This window comes from Streptomyces sp. NPDC059567, from assembly GCF_042735655.1.
GTDB lineage: Bacteria > Actinomycetota > Actinomycetes > Streptomycetales > Streptomycetaceae > Streptomyces.
Genome location: NZ_JBHWBS010000045.1, coordinates 1 through 22,139 on the forward strand (window position 1 = coordinate 1; position 22,139 = coordinate 22,139).

Genomic DNA, 22,139 nt, shown 5'->3' on the forward strand with positions numbered 1-22,139 from the left:
CGGGCTCGCTGGGAGACGTCCCGCCGGACGCGCCGCCGGACGCGCCGCCGGACGTCCCGCCGGACGCGCCGCCGGGCTCGCTGGGAGACGTCCCGCCGGACGCGCCGCCAGACGCGCCGTCGGGCTCGCCGCCCCTCAGCAGCCGCAGCCACAGGGCGAGCGTCGACCGAAGGTCCTCCGGTGCGACGAGCGCGTCCACGTGTCCGTACTCCCACTGGCTCTCCGCCGTGTACGCGGCCGGGTCGGCGTCCTGCGGGCGGACCCGCGAGCCGGCGAAGGCCACCTGGGCGGAGGGGAGGGCGAGCACGACGTCCGCGCCCGCGCCCACCGTGGCCCAGCCGCCGCCGGTGGACGGATCGCGCAGGACCGCGACATGGGGGACGCCGGCGCCCCGCAGCCGTACGGTCGCCTCCGCCACACGCTGGAGCTGGGCCAGGGCGATCATGCCCTCCTGCATCCGGCTGCCGCCCGTCGCCACGAGCGACACCAGCGGGACCCGATCCGCGAGCGCGGTGCGGTACGCGGCGACGAGCCGGTCGCCGGCCGCCTGTCCCAGCGAGCCGCCGAGGAAGCCGAATTCGAAGGCGACCACGACCACCCGTCGACCGTCGATCGTCGCCCTGCCGTGCAGGACGGACTCCTCCTCGCCGGTCTTCGCGGCCGCACGCGCGCGTGAGGCGTCGTATCCGGCCCAGCCGATCGGACCGTCCGGGCGCGGCGAAGCGACGGCGGCCGGGGTCCGCAGCGGGGTGAAGTCGTCGGTGACCAGTGCGATCACCTGACGGGCCGTGAGGCGCTCAGTCATGGAGGGCCTCCGGGAGGGCCTTCTTCAGGAGCTTGCCCATGTCGTTGCGGGGCAGCGCGCGGAGGAAGTGGACGGTGCGCGGGCGCTTGTGCGGGGCGAGGAGCCCGGCGACGTGGTCCGCCAGCTCCTCCGCCGTCGGCGGCTTCTCCGCGTCCGCCGGCACCACCCAGGCCACGATCCGCTCCCCGAGGTCCGGGTCCGGCGCGCCGGTCACGGCGGCCTCCCGCACCGCCGGGTGGTCCAGGAGCGCGTTCTCTATCTCGCCGGCGCCTATCTTGTAACCGCCGCTCTTGATCAGGTCGGTGGCCTTGCGGCCCACGATCCGTACGTACCCGTCGGGTTCACGGACGGCCATGTCCCCGGTGCGGAACCAGTCCCCGTCGAACGCTGCCGCCGTCGCGTCCGGCCGGTTCAGATACGCGGAGAAGAGGTTCGGGCCCTTGACCTGGATCTCGCCGACGCTCTCCCCGTCGTACGCCCCCATCTCCGTGCCGTCCTCCTCCACCAGGCGCAGCCCCACGCCCCGGAGCGGCAGCCCGACGGACCCGGGGCGCGGGCGGGAGCCCACGGGGACGGAGGTGTTCATCAGCGTCTCGGTCATTCCGTACCGCTCGATCACCGTCCGGCCCGTCGCCGCCGTGATCCGCTCGTGGTCGTGGACCGGCAGCGCCGCCGATCCCGAGACCAGCAGCCGGGCCTCGGCCAGCGCCCGTGTCAGCGCCGGATCGTCCTCCAGCGTGTCCGCGATCCGGTGGTACATGGTCGGTACGCCGAACAGCATCGTGCCGCCGCCCGCGCCGAGTTCCCGGGCCACGCCCTCCGTCGAGAACGCGCCGAGGTGGGTGACCGATCCGCCGCGCCGCAGCGGGCCGAGGATCCCCAGGATGAGCCCGTGGACGTGGAACAGCGGCAGCGCGTGCACCAGGACGTCGTCCTCGGTCCACGCCCAGGCCTCCTCCAGAGCGTCGAGGGAGGCGGCGATCGCCCGGTGGGAGAGGACGACGCCCTTGGGCGGTCCGGTGGTGCCGGAGGTGTAGACGATCAGGGCGGGCGACTCGGAGTCGTCCGACCCGCCGGTGGCGGCGAAGGCCGCGGCGACCGGGCCGACGTGCGTCACCGTCGTCTCGACATCGATCCGGGGCAGTTCCGCGAGCCCCGCCGGCAGCACGTCCTCCGGCCCGGCCAGGACCACGCTCGGAGTGCTGTCGCCGAGGATGTGCGCCAGCTCCCGCTCCCCGGTGCGCGGGTTGAGCGGGATCGCCGGTACGTCGGCCAGCAGCGCGGCCACCACCGCGACCGCCGTCCGTGCGGTCGGTGTGGCCCAGACGGCGACCCGCCCCGCGCCTTTGATCCGTGCCGCCAGGGCCCCGGCGGCACCGGACAGTTCCCCGTAGGTCAGGGCGTCCGCGCCGAAGCGCAGTGCGGGTCGGTCCGAGCCGGCCACCAGGGCCGGGAAGAGCGCGCTCAACGGTCGTCCTCCTCGCGTAGCGGGATGCGAGAGGCATTCTTCCCCCGTCTCAGGAGGGGCGCGCTGCGACCTTGCTCACCTCCGGGGAGCCGCCGCCGTCCTCGGTCGGCCGGAGCGTCCGCATCCGCCCGTACGCGTAGACGCAGCCGGCGAGGGCCAGGTCGGACAGGAGCATGAAGCCGATCGAATAGGAGTCCTTGGCGCTGTAGATCGCGCCCATCACCAGTGGTGGCACGAAGCCGCCGAGCCCGCCCATCGCGCCGACGATGCCGGTGACACTGCCGACCTGCGGCTGCGGGGTGACTTGGGAGACCAGTGCGAAGATCGAGCCGCTCGCCGTGCCGAGTCCGGCGGCCATGCAGAGCAGGGCGATCGTGCCGCCCGGATTCAGCGGCGGGTCGAAGGCCTGGACGATGGCGAAGAGGGCGGCGAAGCCGAGCGCGGCGGCGGTGACGAGGGCCGGGTGGATCCGGTCCGAGAGCCAGCCGCCGATCGGCCGGAAGACGACGGTGACGAGGGCGAAACCGGCCGCCTTGGTGCCGGCGTCGGTCGGGTCGAGCTCGTACCAGGTCTTCAGATACGTCGGCAGGTACACCCCGAACGCGACGATGCCGCCGAAGCCGATGGCGTACAGCGCCGACAGCTCCCAGGTCACCCGCAGCCGGCCCGCCTTGCCCAGCCGGGATCCGAGGGAGGCCGTGGGCACCGGCCGGTCGGGGCGGTCGGTGATCAGGAACACGGCGAGGACGGCGTACGCGGCGAGCGCGATCGCGACGACGACGAACGGCAGGTTCTCCCCGTGCTTGGCGATGCGCGGGGTGAAGTAGCCGGAGAGCGCGACACCGCCCATGCCCATGCCGAAGACCCCGAGCGCCAGACCCCGCTTGGCCGGTGGGAACCAGGAGTTGACCAGGGGGATGCCGATGGCGAACGTCGTGCCGCCGAGGCCGAGGAGGAAACCGACGGCGAGCATCGCGCCGTACGAGTTCTTCGCCGGGATCAGCAGCAGCACGGGCACGATCGTGAGCGCCGAGACCAGGGGGAACATCACCTTGGCGCCGTAGCGGTCGGTGAGCGCGCCGGCCGGGATCCTGCCCAGGGAGCCCACCAGGACCGGGACGGCGACGAGGAGCGACTGCTGGAACGAGCTGAGATTCAGCCGGTCTCCGTAGTCACCGGCCAGCGGCGCGATCAGGTTCCACGCCCAGAAGGTGAGCGTGAATCCGATCGTGGCCATGACCAGGTTCCGGTAGGCGGTGCCGGAGGGCTTCTCGAGGGGGTCCACGTGATCAGTCAATGTCGCGCGGCAGGGCGGGGCGCGCCGGATTGGGCCGTACGGGCGGCGGCCACGGCCGGTTCACGGCCGTGGGGGTGCGGCGGCTACGGCCAGTTCACCGTCGTGGGCGGGTGGCCGTCGTCCGCCACCACCAGATGCGGGCCCTCCTGGGTCGCCGCCACCTCGACCGTGATCGCGGCGACCCCCTCCCGGCGATGGGCCGCCGCCAGCGCGCCGCGCAGCACGGCGAGGAGCCGTTCGGCGTCGGCCTCGTCGATGAGCGTGTCGACCGCGCCCGAGAAGTGCACCGAGGGCTGGAAGCCCAGCAGGACCGCCGCGCCGCCCGTCTCGCGCAGCACCCGCCCCCGGAAGGTCGCCGGCGCGTCGGCGGGCGGCTGCTGGAGGGCGAAGATGGTCGTCCGCACCTCCTGGATGGTGGAGTCCAGCTCGTCCACCGCCCGCCCGAGCAAGGTGCTCTCGTCGCTCGACTCCGCCGCTCGCCGCCGCGTCGACTCCAGCATCATCTCGGTGGCGAACAGCCGCTGGACGACGAGGTCGTGCAGGTCGCGGGCGATCCGGTCGCGGTCCTCGTACACCGCCAGCTGCTCGCGGTCGTGCTGCGCGTCCGCGAGGACCAGGGCGAGGGCGGCCTGGGAGGCGAACTGCGAGGCGAGGAGGCGGTCCACCGCCGTGTAGGGGCGCCCGCCGCGCCGCCGGGGGAGGGCGAGGGTGCCGATGAGCCGGCCGCCGCTCTGCAGCGGCAGCATCATCGAGGGCCCGAACCGGGAGCGTACGTGGGTGGTCATCCGTGGGTCGGTGGCCGAGTCCTCCACGAAGACCGGCTCACCGCCGAGCAGTTGCACGAGGACGGGCGAGCCCGGCGCGATCGTCGTACCGACCAGGTCACCCGGGTCGCCGGTCGTCGAGGCGGCCACGATCTCCATCCCGCCCTCCTCGGTGGGCTGCAGGACGACCCCGGCCGAGGCGTCCGCGAGCAGCCGGGCCCGCTCGGCGACCGTCATCAGCGCGTCCTCCGCCGGCTTCCGGGTGAGCAGGGCCGTCGTCACCGCCGCCGCGCCCTCGATCCAGCGCTCGCGCTGACGGGCGGTCTGGTACAGCCGGGCGTTGCCGATGGCGATGCCGGCCTGCGAGGCGAGGACCCGCAGCAGGGCGAGGTCCTCCTCGGTGAAGCTCCCCTCGCGCTTCTCGGTGAGATAGAGATTGCCGAACACCTCCGTGTGGACGCGGATCGGCACACCGAGGAACGAGCGCATCGCGGGATGGCCCTCCGGGACCCCGCTGGAGCGCGGATCGGCCGTCAGGTCGTCGAGCCGCAGCGGCTGCGGGTCGTGGACGAGGACGCCGAGGAGTCCGGTGTGGCCGTCGGGGAGCCGGGGGATGCGCTGTCGCTCGGCCTCCGTCATTCCGGCCGTGATCAGTTCGGTGAGCCGGTGGCGCTCGGGGTCGACGACCCCGAGCGCTCCGTAGCGCGCGCCGGTCAGTTCGACCGCGGAGTCCACGAGGTGCTGGAGCGTGGTCCGCAGTTCGAGATCGGTGCCGACACTCAGGACCGCTTCCAGCAGCATCGGCAGACGGGGAGCCGGGTCGTCCTGGTTTATGAGCGACATGCGCTTATCGTCGTACAAACGGGAGGGATGTGACGATCATTCGGAATCGGCCAGCGGGTCGAGGACCATCGGCTGGATCCTGCCCTCCAGCATCGCGCCCAGCCCGAGGATCGCGCAGACGTCCGGCCGCTCGGCGATGTGCACCGGCATCCCGGTCGCCTCGCGGAGCATCTGGTCGAGCCCCGGGAGCAGGGCGCTGCCGCCGACCATCATGATGCCGCGCTCGGCGAGGTCGGCGACGAGGTCGGGCGGGCACTCCCGCAGGATCTTGCCGATGCCGTCGAGGACGGCGGTCAGCGGGGTGTGGATCGCGTCCCGTACGGCGGCGGTGTCGACGGTCACCGAGCGGGCGAGGCCGGTGGCCACGTCGCGGCCGTGGATCTCGGTGGAGGTCGGGCCCTGGAGGGTCAGGCCGTTGCCGCTGAGGGCGAGTTGCAGCGGGCGGACGGACTGGCTGGGCAGCATCAGCTCGTGCTGGTGGCGCAGGTGCTGGATGACCGCGTGGTCGATCGCGTCGCCGCCCACGGGGATGCGCTCGGCGGTGACGATGGAGCCCAGGGAGAGCACGGCGACCTGGGTGGTCGCCGCACCGCAGACCATGATCATGGTCGCGGTGGGCTGCTCGACGGGGAGTCCGCAGCCCACGGCCGCCGCGATCAGGGTGTCGACCAGCTCGACCCGTCGGGCGCCGAGCCCGACGAGGGTCTCCACGGCGGCGCGCTGGGCGAGCGGGTCGCTGTCGTGCGGGGTGCTGGCGGCGGCGCGCAGCCGGGGCTTGCGGCGCAGTTGGCGACGGAGCTTCTCGCCGAGGAGGTGGCGGAGCATCCGCTGGGCCATGTCGATGTCGACGACGGTGCCGCCGGAGACGGGGCGCATGACGCGGATGTAGTCGGGGGTGCGGCCGGTCATCTTCTCGGCGAGCGCGCCGACGGCGATCAGCGCGCCGGTACGGGTGTTCACAGCGGCGACGCTGGGCTCGTCGACGACGAGCCCGGCGCCCTTGACGAAGACCCGGGTCCGGGCGGCCCCTAGGTCGACGGCGACATGGCAACGACGCAGCTGCTCAAGGCTGACGGTCACGGCAGATCCTCCGGAGTGCGGTGCTGGCACGGGCGAGGGTGGTACGCCGGTTTGCTTCGGCGTTCTGTTCGCATCGTGCGACCCCCACGGTCAAGCCGCGCGCTGGGCTGCGCCGCCCGGGGGTGCGATGCCGTCTGACGGCGGGTCGGCGCGGGGTACGAACTCGGCGCGGCCGGAGCTCGGACCGCTCGTGGCCCGGGGCCCGAGCTCGGCGCGGCGGGTGCGCCGCCGGGCGCGGGCGGACTTGGCTCGGACGCCGTGCGGGTCGCCCGGGACTCGCGGTGCGGGTGCGTCGCCCAGCGTGGCGCCGGGGCCCGTGGGCGGACTCGGTGCGACAGCGGGGTTCGTTCGCCGTTGCGGCACGGGCCGTCGTGGCGGTGCACGGCCACCACCCCGCCCCGGCCGTCAGAGCAGGCGTTGCAGGAGGCCCCAGGTGAATTCGGCGGCTCGGGGGGTTCCGTCGGGGAGGGTGAAGTCCAGGCGGAGGCGGGTGGGGGCGCTGCCGTCCCGCGCCTGGGCCGGAGGGAAGGCGTTGCCGACCTCGGGGAGGGTGCAGCTCCACGGGCGCAGGTCGGCTTCGGTGCGCAGCTCGGGGACGGGGGAGCCGGGCGCGCGGACAAGGCCGCTGCCCCAGACCGCCGTCGGCCTTCCCACGATCACCTGCCAGCGCAGCTCCGGCCAGAGCGGGAGCTCCCACTCCAGGAGCTCGGCGTCCAGCCGGGGGACCGCGCGGCGTGCCACGGGCTCGCCCAGGACGGAGCGGTAGCGGGCCGCCTCGCCAGGGCCTCGGCGGCCGTGCGCCCACGCCTGCCAGCGGCGGTTCGCCTCACGCGACTCGGCCCGCGTCGCCCCCAGTGACCTGAGCGCGTCCTCGACCAGCTCCGGCTGGTGGTCGGCCATACGGCGCAGCAGGACGAGCTGGAACTCGCGTGGCCCGAAAGGCTCGGACGGTGTCATGAGCCCATCCTGCCCGAAGCGGGAGAATCACGACGACACGCCGTCGACCTGGGGTTTCCTCACAGGATCCTCACGTTCCCGCCTACCTCTGGTGTCCTGTCGACACATACTCTGCGGCAGCCATGGACTACTGCCACCAGTGCCGACGGCACCTCAACGGCGCACTCGCCTGCGCCGGATGCGGGACCCCCGTCGAGGAGCTGCGGTACGAGACCCCCCAGCCGGCCGCCGCGCGCGCCGTCGCGGCCCAGCGCGTCGAGTACGTCGAGCCCACTGCGCGTGTGCAGCACGAGGAGCGGGCCGAGCACATCTACGAACTGGACCCGCTCGAACCACCGCGCACGGCCGCTCCCGGCGGCCGGGCCGCCGCCCGCCGTGGCGCGGGGTCGGGCCGGGGCGGTGCCCGTCGCAGCCGGCGGGCGCGCAGCCGCAAGGGGCGCAACGTCCTGGTGGGCACGCTCGGCATCGTCCTCGCGGCGGGCGCCCTGAGCATGGCCAAACTGGCCCTCGAGCCCAAGGACGAGGGCGGCGCCGCCACCGCCGTACAGGAGGAAGAGGTCGTCGAGACCTCGCTGCCGCCGCTGCCCTCGGACAGCGCGACGGCCCCGGAAGGGCCGACCCCGGTCACGGTGACGAAGTCCGCCACCCCCAAGGACTCGGACGCGCCCGCGCCCGGCCACACGGGCATACCCGGCCAGGGCTCCGGCGGTCAGGGCTCCGGTGGCTCGGGCAGTGGCGGCGGCTCACAGGGCTCCGCAGGCGGGCCTCCGGGCGGTGCGCCATCCGGCTCGCCCTCCGCCTCGGCCTCGCAGACCGGCCCCACGCCGACCGGCTCCGGTAGCACCACCGCGACCCCGCCCGGCGGTTCGCCGACGACCGCCACGCCCAGCCCCACGCCGTCTCCGACGCCGACGTGCACGTGGATCATCTTCTTCTGCGTCTAGGGCGTGTCCGGTGGACGCGCCCCAGGGCTCCCCGAGTGCGGGGAAGGCGTCAGCCCGCGTCCTCGCCCAGCATCCGCTTCAGCAGGTCCCGCAGCAGCGCGCGCTCGTCCGCCGTGAGCCGTCCGAGCGGCTCGCGCGCGAAGTCCAGCGAGTCGCGCAGCCGGCCGGCGGTGTCCAGGCCCTCCGGGGTGGGCGCGGCCAGCTTGACGCGGCGGTCGGCCGGGTCGGGGCGGCGCTCCACCAGGCCGCGCGATTCGAGCCGGTCGATGATCCCGGTGACGTTCGACGGCTCGCACTTCAGCTTCTGGGCGATCTTCCGCATCGGGACCGGCTCCAGGGTGAGCAGTCCGAGGACCCTCGCCTGGGCGCCGGTCAGCGCGTGCTCCGCGGCCGCCTGCTCGTACTCCGCGTAGTACCGCGCCACGACCGTGCCGATCAGCTCGACGACTTCGCGGGTGAGGGGGTCTGAGGGTGAGGTGGCCATGGGCTCCATCCTACCCAGATACTTGACAACATGAAATATCCAGGAGCATGGTTGTTTCAGGTAGTGAAACATTCTGTTCCAGGAGGCCGTACCGATGTCCGTAATCCCCGCGTCCAGCCGTGAGTGGCACCTCGTCGCCCGTCCGCACGGCTGGCCGACCCCCGCGGACTTCGCGCTCCGTGAGACCCCCGTCGCCGAGCCCGCCGAGGGCCGGATCCTGGTCAAGAACCTGCACTTCTCGGTCGACCCGTACATGCGCGGCCGGATGAACGACGTGAAGTCGTACATCCCGCCGTTCAAGCTCGACCACCCCATGGACGGCGGCGCGGTCGGCCAGGTCATCGCGTCCAACGCGGAGGGCTTCGCCGTCGGCGACCACGTCCTGCACGGCCTCGGCTGGCGCGAGTACGCCGACGTGCCCGCCCAGCACGCCACCAAGGTCGACCCGGAGCTGGCCCCCCTCTCCAGCTACCTCGGCGTCCTCGGCATGACGGGCCTCACCGCCTACGCCGGTCTCTTCGAGGTCGCCTCCTTCAAGGAGGGCGACGCGGTCTTCGTCTCCGGCGCGGCCGGCGCCGTCGGCGGCCAGGTCGGCCAGATGGCGAAGCTCAAGGGCGCCTCCCGGGTCATCGGCTCCGCCGGCTCCGACGAGAAGGTCAAGCTCCTCATCGAGGAGTACGGCTTCGACGCCGCCTTCAACTACAAGAACGGCCCGGTCAAGGACCAGCTCCGCGAGGCCGCCCCGGACGGCATCGACGTCTACTTCGACAACGTCGGCGGCGACCACCTCGAAGCCGCGATCTCCTCGCTCAACGTGCACGGCCGCGCCACCATCTGCGGCATGATCGCGCAGTACAACGACACCGAGCCGGTGCCGGGCCCGCGCAACATGGCCGTGATCATCGGCAAGCGGCTGCGCCTCCAGGGCGTCCTCGTCGGCGACCACTACGGCCTGCAGCCGCAGTTCGTCCAGGAGGTCGGCGGCTGGCTGCGCTCCGGCGAGCTGAAGTACAACGAGACCGTCGTCGAGGGCATCGAGAACAGCGTGGACGCCTTCCTCGGCCTGCTCCGCGGCGACAACACCGGAAAGATGATCGTTTCGGTGACCGGCTAGTCTTCCCTCAGCCGTCGCGATCGTGGGCGCGAGTCGCGGCGAACCAGCAGAAGGAAGACCCGCATGTCCATTCAGCAGTCCGACGTCCTGTACACCGCCGTCGCCACCGCCGAGAACGGGCGCGACGGCCGTGTGGCCACCGACGACGGTCAGCTCGACGTCGTCGTGAACCCGCCGAAGGCCATGGGCGGCTCCGGTGCCGGCACCAACCCCGAGCAGCTCTTCGCCGCCGGGTACAGCGCCTGCTTCCAGGGCGCGCTGGGCGTCGTGGCCCGTAACGAGAACGCCGACATCTCGGGCTCGACGGTCACCGCCGAGGTCGGCATCGGCAAGAACGACGACGGCTTCGGCATCATCGTCAAGATCTCGGCGACCATCCCGAACGTGGACGTCGAGACCGCGAAGAGCCTGATCGAGAAGGCTCACCAGGTCTGCCCGTACTCCAAGGCGACCCGCGGCAACATCACGGTCGAACTGGCCGTCTGATTTTGCGCGTACGCTTGATGTGGGCCGCACCCCGACCGACCGGGGTGCGGCCCTCTTGCGTCGGCGCATCCGTCAGCGCACCGGTCAGCGCGTCAGCAGAGCCCGGCCGACCTGCGCGAACGCGCCCTTCGGATGGTTCCGGAAGAGCGGCTCCGTGCCGAACAGGACCACCGGCGCACCGTGCGCCGCCGTCCCGCTGACCACCGACGCCCGCCCGGCCGCGTCACCCGGACCACCCCGGCCGTCCGCGCCGGGCCGCCAGTGCCCGGAGACGAGCGGATCGGCCGCCGCGTAGGACTGCTCGGTCCGCACCCCCGCTCCCAGCCCCGTGAACCACATCGGCGCGTAGACGAAGCTGTGCCCGGGAGCGCCGCCCGTGATCGCGCCGCCCGCGTTGCGGACCGTCACGACCCCGTTCGCGTCCCCGTTGCCCGCCACCGCCGTGGCCGGGAGCAGCCCCGCCGCCGCGTTGAACGCCGCGCCCGCCGAGCCGATCCCCACCACACCCGCACCGCTCGCCCGCAGCGCCTCCCGCGCGGCCGGGGCGAGCTTCCCGTACTCCAGGCCCCGCGACACGAACAGCACGTCGGCCGTCGACCAGTCGAAGCCCGCGTTCAGGATCTCCGTCGAGACCGGGACGACCTCGAAGCCCATCTCGCGCAGTGCGAACAGCTCACCGGCCGTCACCGAGGCGGCGACCCTGGTCCGCGCCAGCGGCGCCGCGCCCCGCTCCTTCGTGGCCCGGAACACCACCCCGTACCGGTCCGCGAGCACCCGCGCCGCGCCTCGCGCCGACGCCGGCACCACCGCCGCGCCGTCGGCCGTCCGGCGCACCTTCACCCCCTGCGCCAGCAGCGTGTTCACCGCGGCCAGCTCCTTCGGGTCGTCGAGCCGCAGCAGCAGGTCCCCGAAGGGCGCGACCGAGCCCGTGGGGGCCGCTGCGTGGACCGGACGCACCACGCGGGGCACCGGACCGTGCTCGATCCTGCGCACCGTCGCACCCCACAGCAGCCCGAGGCTCCAGCCGGAGATGTCGTACATCGTCGACACGTCCGCGCTGATGTCGCGGCCCTCCGCCAGGATCACGTTCGCCATACCGCGCTTGGGCTGGCGCATGTCGACGACGTACGAGCCGTCGACGGCCCGCCCTACCCGCACGTCGTTGGCGACCAGATGGTCCACGAGCCGTGCCGCGGCCACCGCCGAGGCTTGGGACCGCCCCGCCGGAATGACGTACGCGCGCGGGAACGTGGTCGTGTACACGTCCTCCGGACCGATCCCCGGCACCCCGGGCACCGTCTCCTCGGAGACCGGCCGCTGCGCCTCGCCCGCCGCGCCCCGCCGGAACGTCTCGATCTGGTCGGCGAGCACCGACGCGCGATGCGTGTCCGTGTGGTCGAGCGTGGCGCGCATCGCCGCGCCCGCGATGTCGACGTTGATCGCCGCCCGGCGGCGCAGCTCCGCCTCCGGCAGCGTGTCGTACGCCTGGTTGTTCACCGTCATCGGGAACTCGATGGTGTGCGCGGCCACGGCGCCCTGGAACGGCATGTACTGCGGGGTGAAGATCGGCGGCCAGTCGTCCCAGCCCTCCTGTTCGTCGCGGAAGGGGATGACCGCCGGGCGGACCCCGTCCTTCGCGGGCGTGTAGCCGAGTCCGTTGACCGCCTTCTCCATGCCGAGCGCGTTGGCGTAGGCGTTCTTCAGGAACAGGTCGTACTCGTAGTTCTCGCCGTGCGGCGGGGTCGTCGGCTCGATCAGCGTGCCGTTGACGTACCCGTGCAGATCCAGCATCACGGCCGGCTGCTTGTCGATGGCGATCCGGCGGATCGCGCGCGCCTCGGGCTGCGAGGCGGTGATGAAGTCCCGGTTGAGGTCGAAGCCGTTGCCGTTGGCGCGGGTGCCGGCGATCCGGCCGTCCGGGTTGGCGGTGACGTTCAGATAGACCCGGGTCCTCGCGAGCAGCCCGGCGGTCTTGCGGTCGGTGGCGGTGGCCAGTTCCTCGATGAGCTCCAGGGCGGCGTCCGTGCCCTCCCACTCGTTGCCGTGGATGTTGTTGTTGATGAAGACAGGCGTCTTGTACGCGGCCTTCAGCCGGGTGTCCTTGGCCGCGGAGGCGGGTGCGTTCTCGATCCGCTCGCGCATCCGCTCCTGCTCGCGGGTCTCGCGGGCGCTCTCGGGGGCGGTGACGGTCACCAGATACAGCTCGTGGCCGCCGGCCGACCGCCCGGCGACCTCGACGCTCACGCGGTCCCCGAGCTTCTGCAGCGCGTTGAGACGCGGGGCGAGGGAGTGGTACGGCGCGAGCCCCAGCTTGATCGACTTGTCGGCCGGGTCGACGGGCGGGACCGCGAGGTCCGTCCGCCGCGGAAAGCCGTCGCCCGTGCGGAGCGGGGTGTCGGCCGGGGCGGGGGAGGTGCGTGCCGCGAACGTGCGCGGCGGCGCGGCCGCGGTGTCACGCCCGGCCCCTTCGCGTACGGGACCGGGCTCGGACGCGCTGCCGGGCCCGTGCGCGAAGGGGCCGGGCGCGGCGCTCGCGGGCAGCGCGGTGAGGACCAGCGCGCCGAGGAGCGCGCCGCAGACGGTGGTGATCAGGACGGGTCCGGGTTTCGCCATACGTACGCAACCTCCGTAAGTGATCAGTACGCAGGGGTCTACCCTGTCGTGCCCCGGACAACAAGAGGGCCTTCGGCGCGGGCCCGATAGGGTGATCCTCATGCGTGATTTCGGGGCCGGTCTCGGTTATCTGGTACAGGGTCAGAAGTGGGTGGGCCGGCACGGCCGATGGTTCGGGTTCGGGCTGCTGCCCGGTCTCGTGACCCTCGTGCTGTACGTCGGCGCGCTCGTCGGCCTGGGCTACGGAGCCGACGACCTGACGGCCTGGGCGACCCCGTTCGCCGACGACTGGTCCTCGCCCTGGCAGGGGCTCCTGCGCACCACCCTGACCGTCCTGACCTTCGGCTTCGGGCTCTTCCTCGCGGTCGTCACCTTCACCGCCGTGACCCTGCTGGTCGGCCAGCCCTTCTACGAGTCGCTGTCCGAAGAGGTCGACCGCACCGAGGGCGGCGAGGTCCCCGAGTCGGGCCTGCCGCTCTGGCGCGAGCTGTGGATCTCCGCACGCGACAGCCTCAAGGTCGTACTGCGGGTCGCGTTCTACGGCGTGCTGCTCTTCGCCTGCGGCTTCATCCCCGTCGTCGGTCAGACCGTCGTGCCGGTGATCGGCTTCTGCGTCTCCGGCTTCTTCCTCGCCGAGGAGCTGTCCGCCGTCGCCCTCCAGCGCCGCAGCGTCGAGCTGAAGGAGCGGCTGCGGATGCTGCGCGGCCGCCGGATGCTGACCCTGGGCTTCGGCGTCCCGCTGACCCTGGCGTTCCTGGTGCCGTTCGTGGCCGTGTTCCTGATGCCGGGCGCGGTCGCGGGCGCGACGCTGATGGTCCGGGACCTGCGCGGGGAGAACGCGGACGACGCCGAGCCGGCCGCGGCCCCGGCCTCCGCGGCGCCCGCCCCCGTCCCGACGCCGGGCAACCCGTACCGAAAGGCATAGCGGGGGCTCAGCCGACCTCGGCGAGCGCGTACCCCGCCTCGATGCTCCCCGCGTCGGCGAGGCGCTCGCCGTCCGGGCCCCAGGCTCCGGCGGCGCCGCAGGCCACACCGTCCTCGTTGGCCCCCAGCGCGTTGCCGAGCACCACGTACAGGCCGAAGTCCCGGGCCCGTACCGGATAGACCTTCTCGAACGAGTCGTTGTCGGCGGCCAGTACCGAGCTCGCCAGATAGACCGTGCAGCCGTCGGCGGCGGCCCGCCGCGCGAGCTCAGGGAACCGGTTGTCGTAGCAGGTGGCCGTCGCGAACCGCACTCCGTCGAGGGTGAAGCGGCCGTCCGTCCCGCCCGGCGCGAAGACCTCCTGCTCGACGCCGTACAGATGCCGCTTGTCGTAGCGGGTGAGCAGCGAGCCGTCCGCTCCGATCACCAGCGAGGTCACCCCGGTGCCGCCGTCGGCGGTGCGCACGGGGCCGTTGACGACGGCCGCCGCACCGGCCGCGCGGCAGGCCTCCCGGACCGGTTCGAGGCGCTCGTCGTCCTCGGAGAGCACCAGCGCCGGGGTGTCCCGGACGAGGCTGGGCTCGTAGCCGGTCAGGCAGAGCTCGGCGAAGACGACCAGCCGTGCGCCGTCGCCGCCCGCCGCCCTGATCAGCCCGGCGATGGTACGGACGTTGGCGTCGATGTCCCCGGCGACCGGGGCGAACTGCGCTGCTGCGACGATCATGGCCCCCATCATCTCGCGCGCCCCCGCCGACGGGGAACCCCGGGACGGCTACCGAGAGGCGGCCACGGCGATGATCGTCCGGACCTGGGCGATGATGTCCAGCCGGTTGCGGACGAACTCCGGGTCGGTGACCGTGCCCGTCGCCGGGTCCGTGTTGCCCGCGCCGAACTGCAGCACCGGGGTGTGGACATGGCCGCCGGGCAGCTCCCGCAGACCGAGCCGGTCGCGCAGCAGGGTCGCGCGGTAGGCGATCTCGTTGGAGAGGTAGTCCCCGCCGCCGCCCGAGCGCGCCGTGGAGCCCGGCGTCGGACCACCCGGGCGGGATACGGGAGTGCTCGACCCGGCCGGGATCTCGGTCACCGCCGTGTTGTCGTACACCGGGAAGCGCCCGGTGCTCGCGGCGACGATCGAGGCGTACGGGAGGGTGGTCGTCGTCCACTGGGGCTGGGTGGCGGGGTCGGTGACCGGGACGGTCTCCGTCCGCGAGAGGTTCTCGTTGTCGGGGAATCCGCCCCGCCAGGCACCGTTGAACCGCTCGATGTCGAAGCGGCCGATCCGGCCCTGGCTGACCGTGGTGACGAGGTCGGCCTTCGGCAGCTGGTCCCGGAGCGTCCGCTCGACGGTGCCCTCGGCGAAGTCCTGCCAGCGGACCGGGAAGACGGCCGTCTCGATCCGTGCGAGGCTCCCGTCGGCCGTGCGGATCCAGGTGCCGTCCAGGGCGAGCGCGGTGGCCCCGGACGGGTTGCTGATCCGCACGTCCCGGTCGAGCGTGAACGGGTCGAACCCGGTCATCAGGATCCGCTTCACGCCCTTGCCGACCGGGAAGCGGATCGAGTCCTGGCCGCGGGAGGAGCGTTCGAGCCGGTCGAGCAGCCGGGCCCGACCCTCGTCGGAGAGCGCGAACTCCGGATGCCAGGAACGCAGTTCCCGGGTCAGACCCAGCCGCGCCCAGTACAGCGGCCGATCGTCGTCCTTGCTCAGATCGCCCCGTACGCGATGCCCCTGCGCCCGGTCGACCGCGTCCCGCCAGAGCCGTTCCCCGTGCCGTACGACCGTCCGTTCGGCCTCCTGGTACGACTCGGCGCCGACGAGCGCGCGGGCGAACTCCGGTGCCACGGAGTCGAATCCGGCGCGCCGCAGGATCTCCTGGGGCGCGGCGCGGTCGAGACGGGCCTCCTCGGCCGTGCGCGAGCAGCCCGCGTCGGCGTCGGCGGACGCGGGGGGTGTCGCCACGACCAGCGTGGCCGTGATCAGGGCGAGGCCGAGTGAGGCATGGCGTATCCGGGACAGCACAGCGAGCCCTCCGTCGGGTCGGGAACCGGCCCGCGCAGTATCCCGACTCACCTGCAACTCCCGCTACAGGGCCCTCACTTGTCGCTGCCGTACAGGAGGCGCAGAAAGTCCCGGAACGCCTCCGGCATGTCGACCGCCGCCGGGTCGAGCAGCCACTGGTACTGCAGCCCGTCCATCACGGCCGTCAGGATCGGCGCCGCCCGCTCAGGGGTCAGCCCGCTCGGCAGCCGTTCGCCGAACTCCATGCGCAGGACGTTCGCCATCTCCTCGCGGACCTGGGTGTAGCGCTCGGTGAAGAACGCGCGCGCCGGATGGTCCTCGGTCACGCTCTCGCCGAGCAGGGCCGAGAAGGTCTGCACGATCCCCGGCCGCATGGCGTTGTACTCGACGAGCGAGTCGATCAGATCGAGCCGCCAGCCCTCGCGCGACCCGGCCCCGCTCGTGTCCCACTTGTCGCGCTCCGCGAGGACCGCGACGAGCAGGGCCTCCTTCGTGGGGAAGTAGTGCAGCAGCCCCTGCTGCGTCAGGCCGACGCGCTCGGCGACGGCGCCGAGCGACGCGCCCCGGTAGCCGCGCTCGGCGATCACTTCGAGGGCCGCGCCCACGATGTCCGCCCGCCGCTCCTCGCTCCTGGCCCGCACCATCGCCATGGCCCCCTCTCCCTGTCGCAGCCTGCCGGAAGTCCTTTCCCCCAGGACCGTACGGCATCTTAAGATTACGAAACGATAACGTAACCTACCGCTCTACAGGTAACCGGTCCACCATGGGCGCCACAAGGACTTCAACGAGGAGGTACGGCCATGGCGGAGAACAGCGCGGAGACCGTTCGGGAGCAGGCCGTCGAGGCGGCGCTCGGCAAGCTCGACCTGGACACCAAGGCGCGGCTGCTCGCCGGCCAGGACATGTGGTCGCTCCCGGCCCTGCCCGAGATCGGGCTGGCCTCCCTGGTCATGTCCGACGGACCGATCGGCGTCCGGGGCGTCCGCTGGACCGCCGACGACCCCTCCATCGCCCTGCCGTCCCCGACCGCGCTCGCCGCCGCCTGGGACCCCTCCCTCGCCCGCCGCGCCGGCCGGCTCCTCGCCCAGGAGGCCCGCCGCAAGGGCGTCCACGTCCTGCTCGCCCCCACCGTCAACCTGCACCGCACACCGCTGGGCGGCCGCCACTTCGAGTGCTACTCCGAGGACCCGTACCTCACCGGCGAGATCGGCACCGGCTACGTCCAGGGCGTCCAGGACGGCGGCGTAGGCACCACCGTCAAGCACTTCGTGGGCAACGACGCCGAGACCGACCGCTTCACCGTCGACAACACGGTCGCCCCGCGCCCGCTGCGCGAGCTCTACCTCGCGCCCTTCGAGGCCATCGTCAAGAACGCCCGTCCCTGGGGCATCATGACCGCCTACAACCAGGTCAACGGCGTGACCATGACCGAGCACCACGAGCTCGTCAACGAGGTCCTGCGCGGTGAGTGGGGCTTCGACGGCGCCAACGTCTCCGACTGGATGGCCGCCCGGTCCACCAAGGGCGACATCGAGGGCGGCCTCGACGTCGCCATGCCCGGCCCGCAGACCGTCTACGGCGAGGCGCTCGCCGCCGCCGTCCGCGCCGGCGAGGTCGAGGAGTCGGCCGTCGACGCGGCCGTACGGAACGTGCTGCGGCTCGCCGCCCGCGTCGGCGCCCTCGAAGGCGCCCCGCCGGTCGTCACCGAGACCCCCGACGCCATCGACGGCGACGCGCTCGCCCGCGAGATCGCCCACCGCGGCTTCGTCCTCGTACGCAACGAGAACGAAGCGCTGCCGCTGGCCACGGGCGTCACCGTCGCCCTCTCCGGCGCCGGCGCCCGCGACGCCCGCGTCCTCGGCGGCGGCTCCGCCCAGGTCTTCCCCGACCACACCGTCTCCCCGCTCGACGGCCTCACCGCCGCCCTTCCCGACGGTGCCCTCACCTTCACCGTCGGCGCCGACCCCAGCGACGAACTCACCCCCGCCGACCAGGGCTTCACCCTCCGCGCCGTCTGTCGCGACGCCGACGGCACCGTCCTCGGCGAGGGCACCCTGCCCAACGGCCAGGTCCAGTGGATCGGCGACGACCTCCCGGCCGGCGTCACCCACGAGGCCCTCGCCTCCATCGAGGTCACCGGTACGTTCACCCCGCGCGAGTCCGGCGAGCACTCCTTCGGCACCCGCGGCCTCGGCGCCTTCACCCTCGCCATCGCCGGCGAGACCGTCTTCGACGGCCTCCAGGCGATGGGCCAGGAGACCGACCCCTTCGAGGCGTTCTTCGGCGCCCCCGTCGAGCGCGCCAAGGTCGCCCTCACCGCGGGCGAGACCATCGAGGTGTCGCTGCTCCACCCCCTGGACAAGGAGTTCGCGGCCCCGCTGCCGGCCGTCATGTTCTCCTTCGTCCACCTCGGTCCGCGCCGTGACCCCGACGAACTGATCGCCGAAGCCGTCGAGGCCGCCCGTGCCGCCGACACCGCCGTCGTGGTCGTCGCCACCACCGAGCGCGTCGAGTCCGAGGGCTTCGACCGCAAGGACCTCGCCCTCCCCGGCCGCCAGGACGAACTCGTGCGGGCCGTGGCCGCCGCCAACCCCAACACCGTCGTCGTCGTCAACGCCGGCTCCCCGGTCGAGATGCCCTGGCGCGACGACGTCGCCGCCATCCTGCTCAGCTGGTTCCCCGGCCAGGAGGGCGGCGCCGCGCTCGCCGACGTCCTCACCGGCGCCGCCGAGCCCGGCGGCCGGCTCCCCACCACCTGGCCCGTCGCCCTCGCCGACGTCCCCGTCACCGAGGTCACCCCGACCGACGGGAAACTCGCCTACACCGAAGGCGTGTTCATCGGCTACCGCGCCTGGGACAAGGAAGGCGCCACCCCCGCGTACGCCTTCGGCCACGGCCTCGGCTACACCACGTGGACCTACGACTCCCTGGAGGTCACCCCGGAGACGGCGAGGGTCCGGATCACCAACACCGGCACCCGCACCGGCCGCGAGGTCGTCCAGATCTACCTGGCGCCGACGGACACCGCGTCGAGCGGCCCGCAGGACACGACGGTGAAGCGCCCGGCGCGCTGGCTGGCCGGCTTCGGCTCCGTCGAGGCGGGCGCCGGCGAGTCCGCCGAGGTCGAGATCCCGCTGCCGCGCCGCGCCTTCGAGATCTGGGACGAGGAGGAGAACGGCTGGGCCGTCGTCCCCGGTACGTACGAGGTCAGGGCCGCACACTCGCTCGCCGACGCGCGCCTGACGGCCACGCTGGAGGTCTGACCTCCCATGATCAGCCCCGGGGCGGAACCTGACATCCGTCCCGGGGCTTCACTCCACCGTTCAGCGCGTCCCGAACCGGAAGACGGTGGTCGAGTCGTACACCTCACCCGGGCGCAGCACCGTCGACGGGAACTCCGGCCGGTTGGGCGAGTCAGGGAAGGCCTGCGCCTCCAGGGCGACCCCGCCCAGCTCCGGGCCTGCGTACACCTGAAGCCCGGGCTCGGTGGTCTCCACCGTCACCGTACGGCCGCTCCCCGGCGCGTACAGCTCGGCGACCGCCGAACCCTCGCCGTCCAGGACGAAGTTGTGGTCCAGCGGGATCGTGAGCGGCCGGCCCGCGCGGAAGTCCAGCTCCGTGCCCGCGACCTCGGCGAACGCTCCGGTCGGGATGCCCGTCCCGTCGGTCGGCGTGAAGCGCGAGGCCGCCACCCGCAGCTCCTGAAGCCCGTCACCCAGTTGCCAGTACGAGTGGTTCGTCAGCGCGACCACCGTCGGCGCGTCCGTCTCCGCCCGGTAGCCGATCCGCAGCGCCCCGTCGGCGTCGAGCGCGTACGTCACCGAGACCTCCAGGCGGCCGGGGAAGCCCTCCTCGCCGTCCGGGCTCACCCGGGACAGCCGTACCCCGGACTCGACCTCTTCCGCGCCCCACACCCGCTTGTCGAAGCCGCGCTCCCCGCCGTGCAGACAGTTCGGTCCGTCGTTGCGGGGCAGCCGGTGGACCGCGCCGTCCAGAGTGAAGGCCCCGCCCGCGATCCGATTGGCGTAACGCCCCACCAGAGCGCCGAAGTACGGCTCCGGACGCTTCAGATACCCCTCCAGATCGGGGAAGCCGAGGGCCACGCCATCCGGGACACCGTCCCGGTCCGGCGTCTCGACCGACTGCACGATGCCGCCGTACGTCAGCACCCGTACCCGCACGGCGCCCCGCTGGAGCGTCCAGCGCGTGACGTCCGTACCGTCGACCGAACCGAAGGGCTCACTCGTGATCCTCATGATCCGGAACCCTACGCGGGCGGCTCCGGAGCCGTCACCTGCCGATGCGCGATCTCCGCGAGCCGCGCCTGCCCGTCCTTGCTCGGGTGGAACCAGTCCCACGGGCTGAGCTGCCCGCCGTCGAAGCGGAAGCCGAACACCGCGCCGCCGTCGTACCGGCAGCGCGGGTCCTTCGCGCAGACCTCCTTCAGGACCGTGTTGTACGCCACCACCCGGTCCCGCACCCGCGTCCGGCGCTGTTCGGCCGGCGCGCTCAGATCCTCCGCGTCGGCCAGCATCGAGGCGCAGATCCCCAGCTTCCAGACCTGGCGGCCCATCGGGCTGTCCTTGCCCTGCGACCACAGGCGCTTCAGGTCCGGCACGCTCGACACGTACACCTGCGCCTTCGGCGCCGTCTTCCGCAGCTCGGCGAGGGACGCCTCGAAGTCCGCCCGGAACTCCTCGACCGGGGTCATCAGTTCGGCCCGGTCCCGGCAGGCGTCGTTCGCGCCCATCATCACCGTCACGAGCTCGGGCCTCTCGGCGGCCGCCCGTGCCATCTGGGCCGGGAGCTCCGCCATCCGCGCCCCGGTCCGCGCCAGGTTCCAACTGCGAGCGGCCGTGCCCTGCGCCCCGAGGAGCCGCAGGGCGAGGCTGTTGACGGTGGCGTCCGTGCCGGTCGCCCAGGAGACCTCCGGGCAGTCCGCCAGGACCGAGCAGGCGTCGAAGGCGCGGGTGATGGAGTCGCCGACGGCCGCGACGGAGGCGGGGGAGCGGTCCCAGACGGGCGTGGGCTTCGGTGTCGGCCTGGGCTTCGGAGTGGCGGTCGCCGCGGGGCCGGCCGTCTCACACCCCGTCAGAGTGCCGGCGCCCAGCAGCAGTGCGGCCGCGGCGGAGGCGACGGTGGTGCGAAAACGTTGTCTGCCGCGCATCCCTCGGCCCCTCCTCCGGCGTCTGTTCGGCGTCCTGGCGAGTGAAAGCTTGGTGTCCACCCACCCCCGGACCGACCGTACGTCACCCCAAGGGCGGTGCGGCACGGTAGCTTTTCCCCCGTCGAACCAGAGGCACCTTTGCCAATCGGCTCCGGTAAATTACATCACGTCACATGCTGTCCCTTTTGTGGAGTTTTACTCCCGATGCTGTTTACTGAGGCCGCTGGGAAAGGCGAACCTCGTCCCACACTGGAGGTCCCGGTGACGACACGTGGAGTCCTGTACGTTCACTCCGCACCGCGCGCGCTGTGCCCGCACGTCGAATGGGCGGTCGCGGGTGTCCTCGGTGCGAGAGTCCAGCTCGACTGGATCCGCCAGCCGGCGTCCCCCGGCACCTGGAGAGCCGAGTTCTCCTGGCAGGGCGAGACCGGCACCGCCTCCAAGCTCGCCTCCGCCCTGCGCGGCTGGCAGATGCTCCGCTTCGAGGTCACCGCGGAACCCTGCCCCACGGCCGAGGGCGAGCGCTACAGCGCCACGCCGGAGCTGGGCATCTTCCACGCCGTCACCGGAATGCACGGCGACATCCTGATCCCGGAGGACCGCCTGCGCGCCGCACTGGCCCGCTCGGTGCGCGGCGAGACGGAACTCGAGGCGGAGATCGCCAAGCTCCTCGGCAAGCCCTGGGACGACGAACTGGAGCCCTTCCGCTACGCCGGCGAGGGCGCCCCCGTCCGCTGGCTCCACCAGGTGGTCTGACGCGGGTTGATTCCGCCACGGGGGGCGCGCAGGGGGCGCGCCCGGGGTGGGGGTTGTGGTGGCGCGTGCACGCGCGGCGGCCGAGAGGGCCGTCGTTCTGCTGTTGGTGGCGATGTGGGCCGTCGAGGCGGTGCTGATCGCCGGGTTCGTGTTCCTGGTGGTGACCGAGGCGCCCGCGGAGTGCGGCGGCGACGACTGTCCACCGGGGTTCGTGGGCATCATGCTCACGGCCATGGGGCTGGGGCTCTTCGCGGCGCTGGTGATGCCGGTGATCCTGGAGTGGCTGCGCCCGGACGACGAGGCGTCACCTGGGGCGGGCACGGAGGGGGACGCCGAGAAGAACGGCGGTCCCAGGGACGGACGGCGGACGGTGGCCTCCGTCCTCCGCGCCTCTCTCGGCGCTCTCGCGATCCTCGCCGGGC

19 protein-coding genes are annotated in these 22,139 nt (G+C 72.9%); 6 read left to right on the top strand and 13 right to left on the bottom strand.

Annotated features, from left to right (window positions below):
- The 6 genes from ACFVZW_RS20740 to ACFVZW_RS20765 all read right to left on the bottom strand — a co-directional run.
- On the bottom strand, positions 1 to 805 hold an 805-nt coding region (locus tag ACFVZW_RS20740; RefSeq protein ID WP_384523290.1), incomplete at its 3' end, for a carboxyl transferase domain-containing protein.
- Positions 798 to 2,273, bottom strand: coding sequence for an acyl-CoA synthetase (locus tag ACFVZW_RS20745; RefSeq protein ID WP_384523292.1), 1,476 nt, complete (start codon positions 2,271 to 2,273; stop codon positions 798 to 800). The genes ACFVZW_RS20745 and ACFVZW_RS20740, both read right to left, overlap by 8 nt.
- Before the next feature lie 49 nt (positions 2,274 to 2,322).
- Positions 2,323 to 3,510, bottom strand: a complete 1,188-nt coding sequence (locus tag ACFVZW_RS20750; protein ID WP_384523374.1) for a nitrate/nitrite transporter — start codon at positions 3,508 to 3,510, stop codon at positions 2,323 to 2,325.
- 143 nt (positions 3,511 to 3,653) lie between these two features.
- The gene (locus tag ACFVZW_RS20755) at positions 3,654 to 5,177 is read right to left on the bottom strand and encodes a GAF domain-containing protein (RefSeq protein WP_384523294.1); all 1,524 of its coding nucleotides are present in this window, start codon (positions 5,175 to 5,177) and stop codon (positions 3,654 to 3,656) included.
- A 36-nt stretch (positions 5,178 to 5,213) separates the two neighbouring features.
- Positions 5,214 to 6,257 carry a rod shape-determining protein gene (locus ACFVZW_RS20760; protein ID WP_384523296.1) on the bottom strand — a complete coding sequence of 348 codons (1,044 nt, stop codon included), beginning with the start codon at positions 6,255 to 6,257 and terminating at the stop codon, positions 5,214 to 5,216.
- 405 nt (positions 6,258 to 6,662) lie between these two features.
- The gene (locus ACFVZW_RS20765; RefSeq protein WP_384523298.1) at positions 6,663 to 7,214 is read right to left on the bottom strand and encodes a hypothetical protein; all 552 of its coding nucleotides are present in this window, start codon (positions 7,212 to 7,214) and stop codon (positions 6,663 to 6,665) included.
- Between the two features lie 122 nt (positions 7,215 to 7,336).
- On the opposite strand from ACFVZW_RS20765, the gene ACFVZW_RS20770 reads away from it, so the two are divergent.
- Entirely contained in the window at positions 7,337 to 8,158 is an 822-nt protein-coding gene (locus tag ACFVZW_RS20770) for a hypothetical protein (RefSeq protein WP_384523300.1), read from the top strand.
- A 49-nt stretch (positions 8,159 to 8,207) separates the two neighbouring features.
- Here the strand turns inward: ACFVZW_RS20770 and ACFVZW_RS20775 are convergent, their stop codons facing one another.
- A complete protein-coding gene (locus tag ACFVZW_RS20775; RefSeq protein ID WP_384523302.1) occupies positions 8,208 to 8,642 on the bottom strand; it encodes a MarR family winged helix-turn-helix transcriptional regulator in 435 nt (144 codons plus the stop codon).
- A gap of 94 nt (positions 8,643 to 8,736) precedes the next feature.
- Between ACFVZW_RS20775 and ACFVZW_RS20780 the strand changes: the two genes are divergently transcribed.
- Both ACFVZW_RS20780 and ACFVZW_RS20785 read left to right on the top strand, forming a co-directional pair.
- On the top strand, positions 8,737 to 9,756 hold the full coding sequence (locus tag ACFVZW_RS20780; RefSeq protein WP_384523304.1) for an NADP-dependent oxidoreductase: 1,020 nt from the start codon (positions 8,737 to 8,739) through the stop codon (positions 9,754 to 9,756).
- A gap of 63 nt (positions 9,757 to 9,819) precedes the next feature.
- Entirely contained in the window at positions 9,820 to 10,242 is a 423-nt protein-coding gene (locus ACFVZW_RS20785; protein ID WP_352189301.1) for an organic hydroperoxide resistance protein, read from the top strand.
- Between the two features lie 84 nt (positions 10,243 to 10,326).
- Here ACFVZW_RS20785 and ACFVZW_RS20790 read toward each other — a convergent pair whose 3' ends face one another.
- Positions 10,327 to 12,855 carry a M14 family zinc carboxypeptidase gene (locus ACFVZW_RS20790; RefSeq protein WP_384523307.1) on the bottom strand — a complete coding sequence of 843 codons (2,529 nt, stop codon included), beginning with the start codon at positions 12,853 to 12,855 and terminating at the stop codon, positions 10,327 to 10,329.
- A 100-nt stretch (positions 12,856 to 12,955) separates the two neighbouring features.
- On the opposite strand from ACFVZW_RS20790, the gene ACFVZW_RS20795 reads away from it, so the two are divergent.
- Positions 12,956 to 13,780, top strand: a complete 825-nt coding sequence (locus ACFVZW_RS20795) for an EI24 domain-containing protein (RefSeq protein WP_384523309.1) — start codon at positions 12,956 to 12,958, stop codon at positions 13,778 to 13,780.
- 7 nt (positions 13,781 to 13,787) lie between these two features.
- Here ACFVZW_RS20795 and ACFVZW_RS20800 read toward each other — a convergent pair whose 3' ends face one another.
- From ACFVZW_RS20800 to ACFVZW_RS20810, 3 genes are all read right to left on the bottom strand, one after another.
- Positions 13,788 to 14,501 (bottom strand): carbon-nitrogen hydrolase family protein, encoded by a 714-nt coding sequence (locus ACFVZW_RS20800; RefSeq protein ID WP_384523310.1) that lies wholly within the window; start codon positions 14,499 to 14,501, stop codon positions 13,788 to 13,790.
- A 48-nt stretch (positions 14,502 to 14,549) separates the two neighbouring features.
- Positions 14,550 to 15,740: a pyroglutamyl peptidase gene (locus ACFVZW_RS20805; RefSeq protein ID WP_384523376.1), complete on the bottom strand. Its 1,191-nt coding sequence runs from the start codon at positions 15,738 to 15,740 to the stop codon at positions 14,550 to 14,552.
- Positions 15,741 to 15,868: 128 nt separating this feature from the next.
- Positions 15,869 to 16,438 carry a TetR/AcrR family transcriptional regulator gene (locus tag ACFVZW_RS20810; RefSeq protein WP_384523378.1) on the bottom strand — a complete coding sequence of 190 codons (570 nt, stop codon included), beginning with the start codon at positions 16,436 to 16,438 and terminating at the stop codon, positions 15,869 to 15,871.
- Between the two features lie 156 nt (positions 16,439 to 16,594).
- On the opposite strand from ACFVZW_RS20810, the gene ACFVZW_RS20815 reads away from it, so the two are divergent.
- Positions 16,595 to 19,057: a glycoside hydrolase family 3 protein gene (locus ACFVZW_RS20815; protein ID WP_384523312.1), complete on the top strand. Its 2,463-nt coding sequence runs from the start codon at positions 16,595 to 16,597 to the stop codon at positions 19,055 to 19,057.
- Positions 19,058 to 19,117: 60 nt separating this feature from the next.
- Here the strand turns inward: ACFVZW_RS20815 and ACFVZW_RS20820 are convergent, their stop codons facing one another.
- Together ACFVZW_RS20820 and ACFVZW_RS20825 are read right to left on the bottom strand one after the other, a co-directional pair.
- The gene (locus ACFVZW_RS20820; RefSeq protein WP_384523314.1) at positions 19,118 to 20,050 is read right to left on the bottom strand and encodes an aldose epimerase family protein; all 933 of its coding nucleotides are present in this window, start codon (positions 20,048 to 20,050) and stop codon (positions 19,118 to 19,120) included.
- A gap of 11 nt (positions 20,051 to 20,061) precedes the next feature.
- On the bottom strand, positions 20,062 to 20,961 hold the full coding sequence (locus tag ACFVZW_RS20825) for an SGNH/GDSL hydrolase family protein (RefSeq protein WP_384523316.1): 900 nt from the start codon (positions 20,959 to 20,961) through the stop codon (positions 20,062 to 20,064).
- A 261-nt stretch (positions 20,962 to 21,222) separates the two neighbouring features.
- Here ACFVZW_RS20825 and ACFVZW_RS20830 point away from each other — a divergent pair, with 261 nt between their 5' ends.
- The gene (locus ACFVZW_RS20830; RefSeq protein WP_137989482.1) at positions 21,223 to 21,717 is read left to right on the top strand and encodes a DUF3145 domain-containing protein; all 495 of its coding nucleotides are present in this window, start codon (positions 21,223 to 21,225) and stop codon (positions 21,715 to 21,717) included.
- Positions 21,718 to 22,139: the final 422 nt, after the last annotated feature.

Excerpts from the sequence above, each read along its gene's own strand:
- ACFVZW_RS20765 (WP_384523298.1), bottom strand. The coding sequence starts at position 7,214 with ATGACACCGTCCGAGCCTTTCGGGCCACGCGAGTTCCAGCTCGTCCTG.
- ACFVZW_RS20795 (WP_384523309.1), top strand. The coding sequence starts at position 12,956 with ATGCGTGATTTCGGGGCCGGTCTCGGTTATCTGGTACAGGGTCAGAAG.
- ACFVZW_RS20775 (WP_384523302.1), bottom strand. The coding sequence starts at position 8,642 with ATGGCCACCTCACCCTCAGACCCCCTCACCCGCGAAGTCGTCGAGCTG.
- ACFVZW_RS20780 (WP_384523304.1), top strand. The coding sequence starts at position 8,737 with ATGTCCGTAATCCCCGCGTCCAGCCGTGAGTGGCACCTCGTCGCCCGT.
- ACFVZW_RS20750 (WP_384523374.1), bottom strand. The coding sequence starts at position 3,510 with ATGGCCACGATCGGATTCACGCTCACCTTCTGGGCGTGGAACCTGATC.
- ACFVZW_RS20770 (WP_384523300.1), top strand. The coding sequence starts at position 7,337 with ATGGACTACTGCCACCAGTGCCGACGGCACCTCAACGGCGCACTCGCC.
- ACFVZW_RS20755 (WP_384523294.1), bottom strand. The coding sequence starts at position 5,177 with ATGTCGCTCATAAACCAGGACGACCCGGCTCCCCGTCTGCCGATGCTG.
- ACFVZW_RS20815 (WP_384523312.1), top strand. The coding sequence starts at position 16,595 with ATGGCGGAGAACAGCGCGGAGACCGTTCGGGAGCAGGCCGTCGAGGCG.
- ACFVZW_RS20820 (WP_384523314.1), bottom strand. The coding sequence starts at position 20,050 with ATGAGGATCACGAGTGAGCCCTTCGGTTCGGTCGACGGTACGGACGTC.
- ACFVZW_RS20800 (WP_384523310.1), bottom strand. The coding sequence starts at position 14,501 with ATGATCGTCGCAGCAGCGCAGTTCGCCCCGGTCGCCGGGGACATCGAC.
- ACFVZW_RS20790 (WP_384523307.1), bottom strand. The coding sequence starts at position 12,855 with ATGGCGAAACCCGGACCCGTCCTGATCACCACCGTCTGCGGCGCGCTC.
- ACFVZW_RS20785 (WP_352189301.1), top strand. The coding sequence starts at position 9,820 with ATGTCCATTCAGCAGTCCGACGTCCTGTACACCGCCGTCGCCACCGCC.
- ACFVZW_RS20810 (WP_384523378.1), bottom strand. The coding sequence starts at position 16,438 with ATGGTGCGGGCCAGGAGCGAGGAGCGGCGGGCGGACATCGTGGGCGCG.
- ACFVZW_RS20825 (WP_384523316.1), bottom strand. The coding sequence starts at position 20,961 with ATGCGCGGCAGACAACGTTTTCGCACCACCGTCGCCTCCGCCGCGGCC.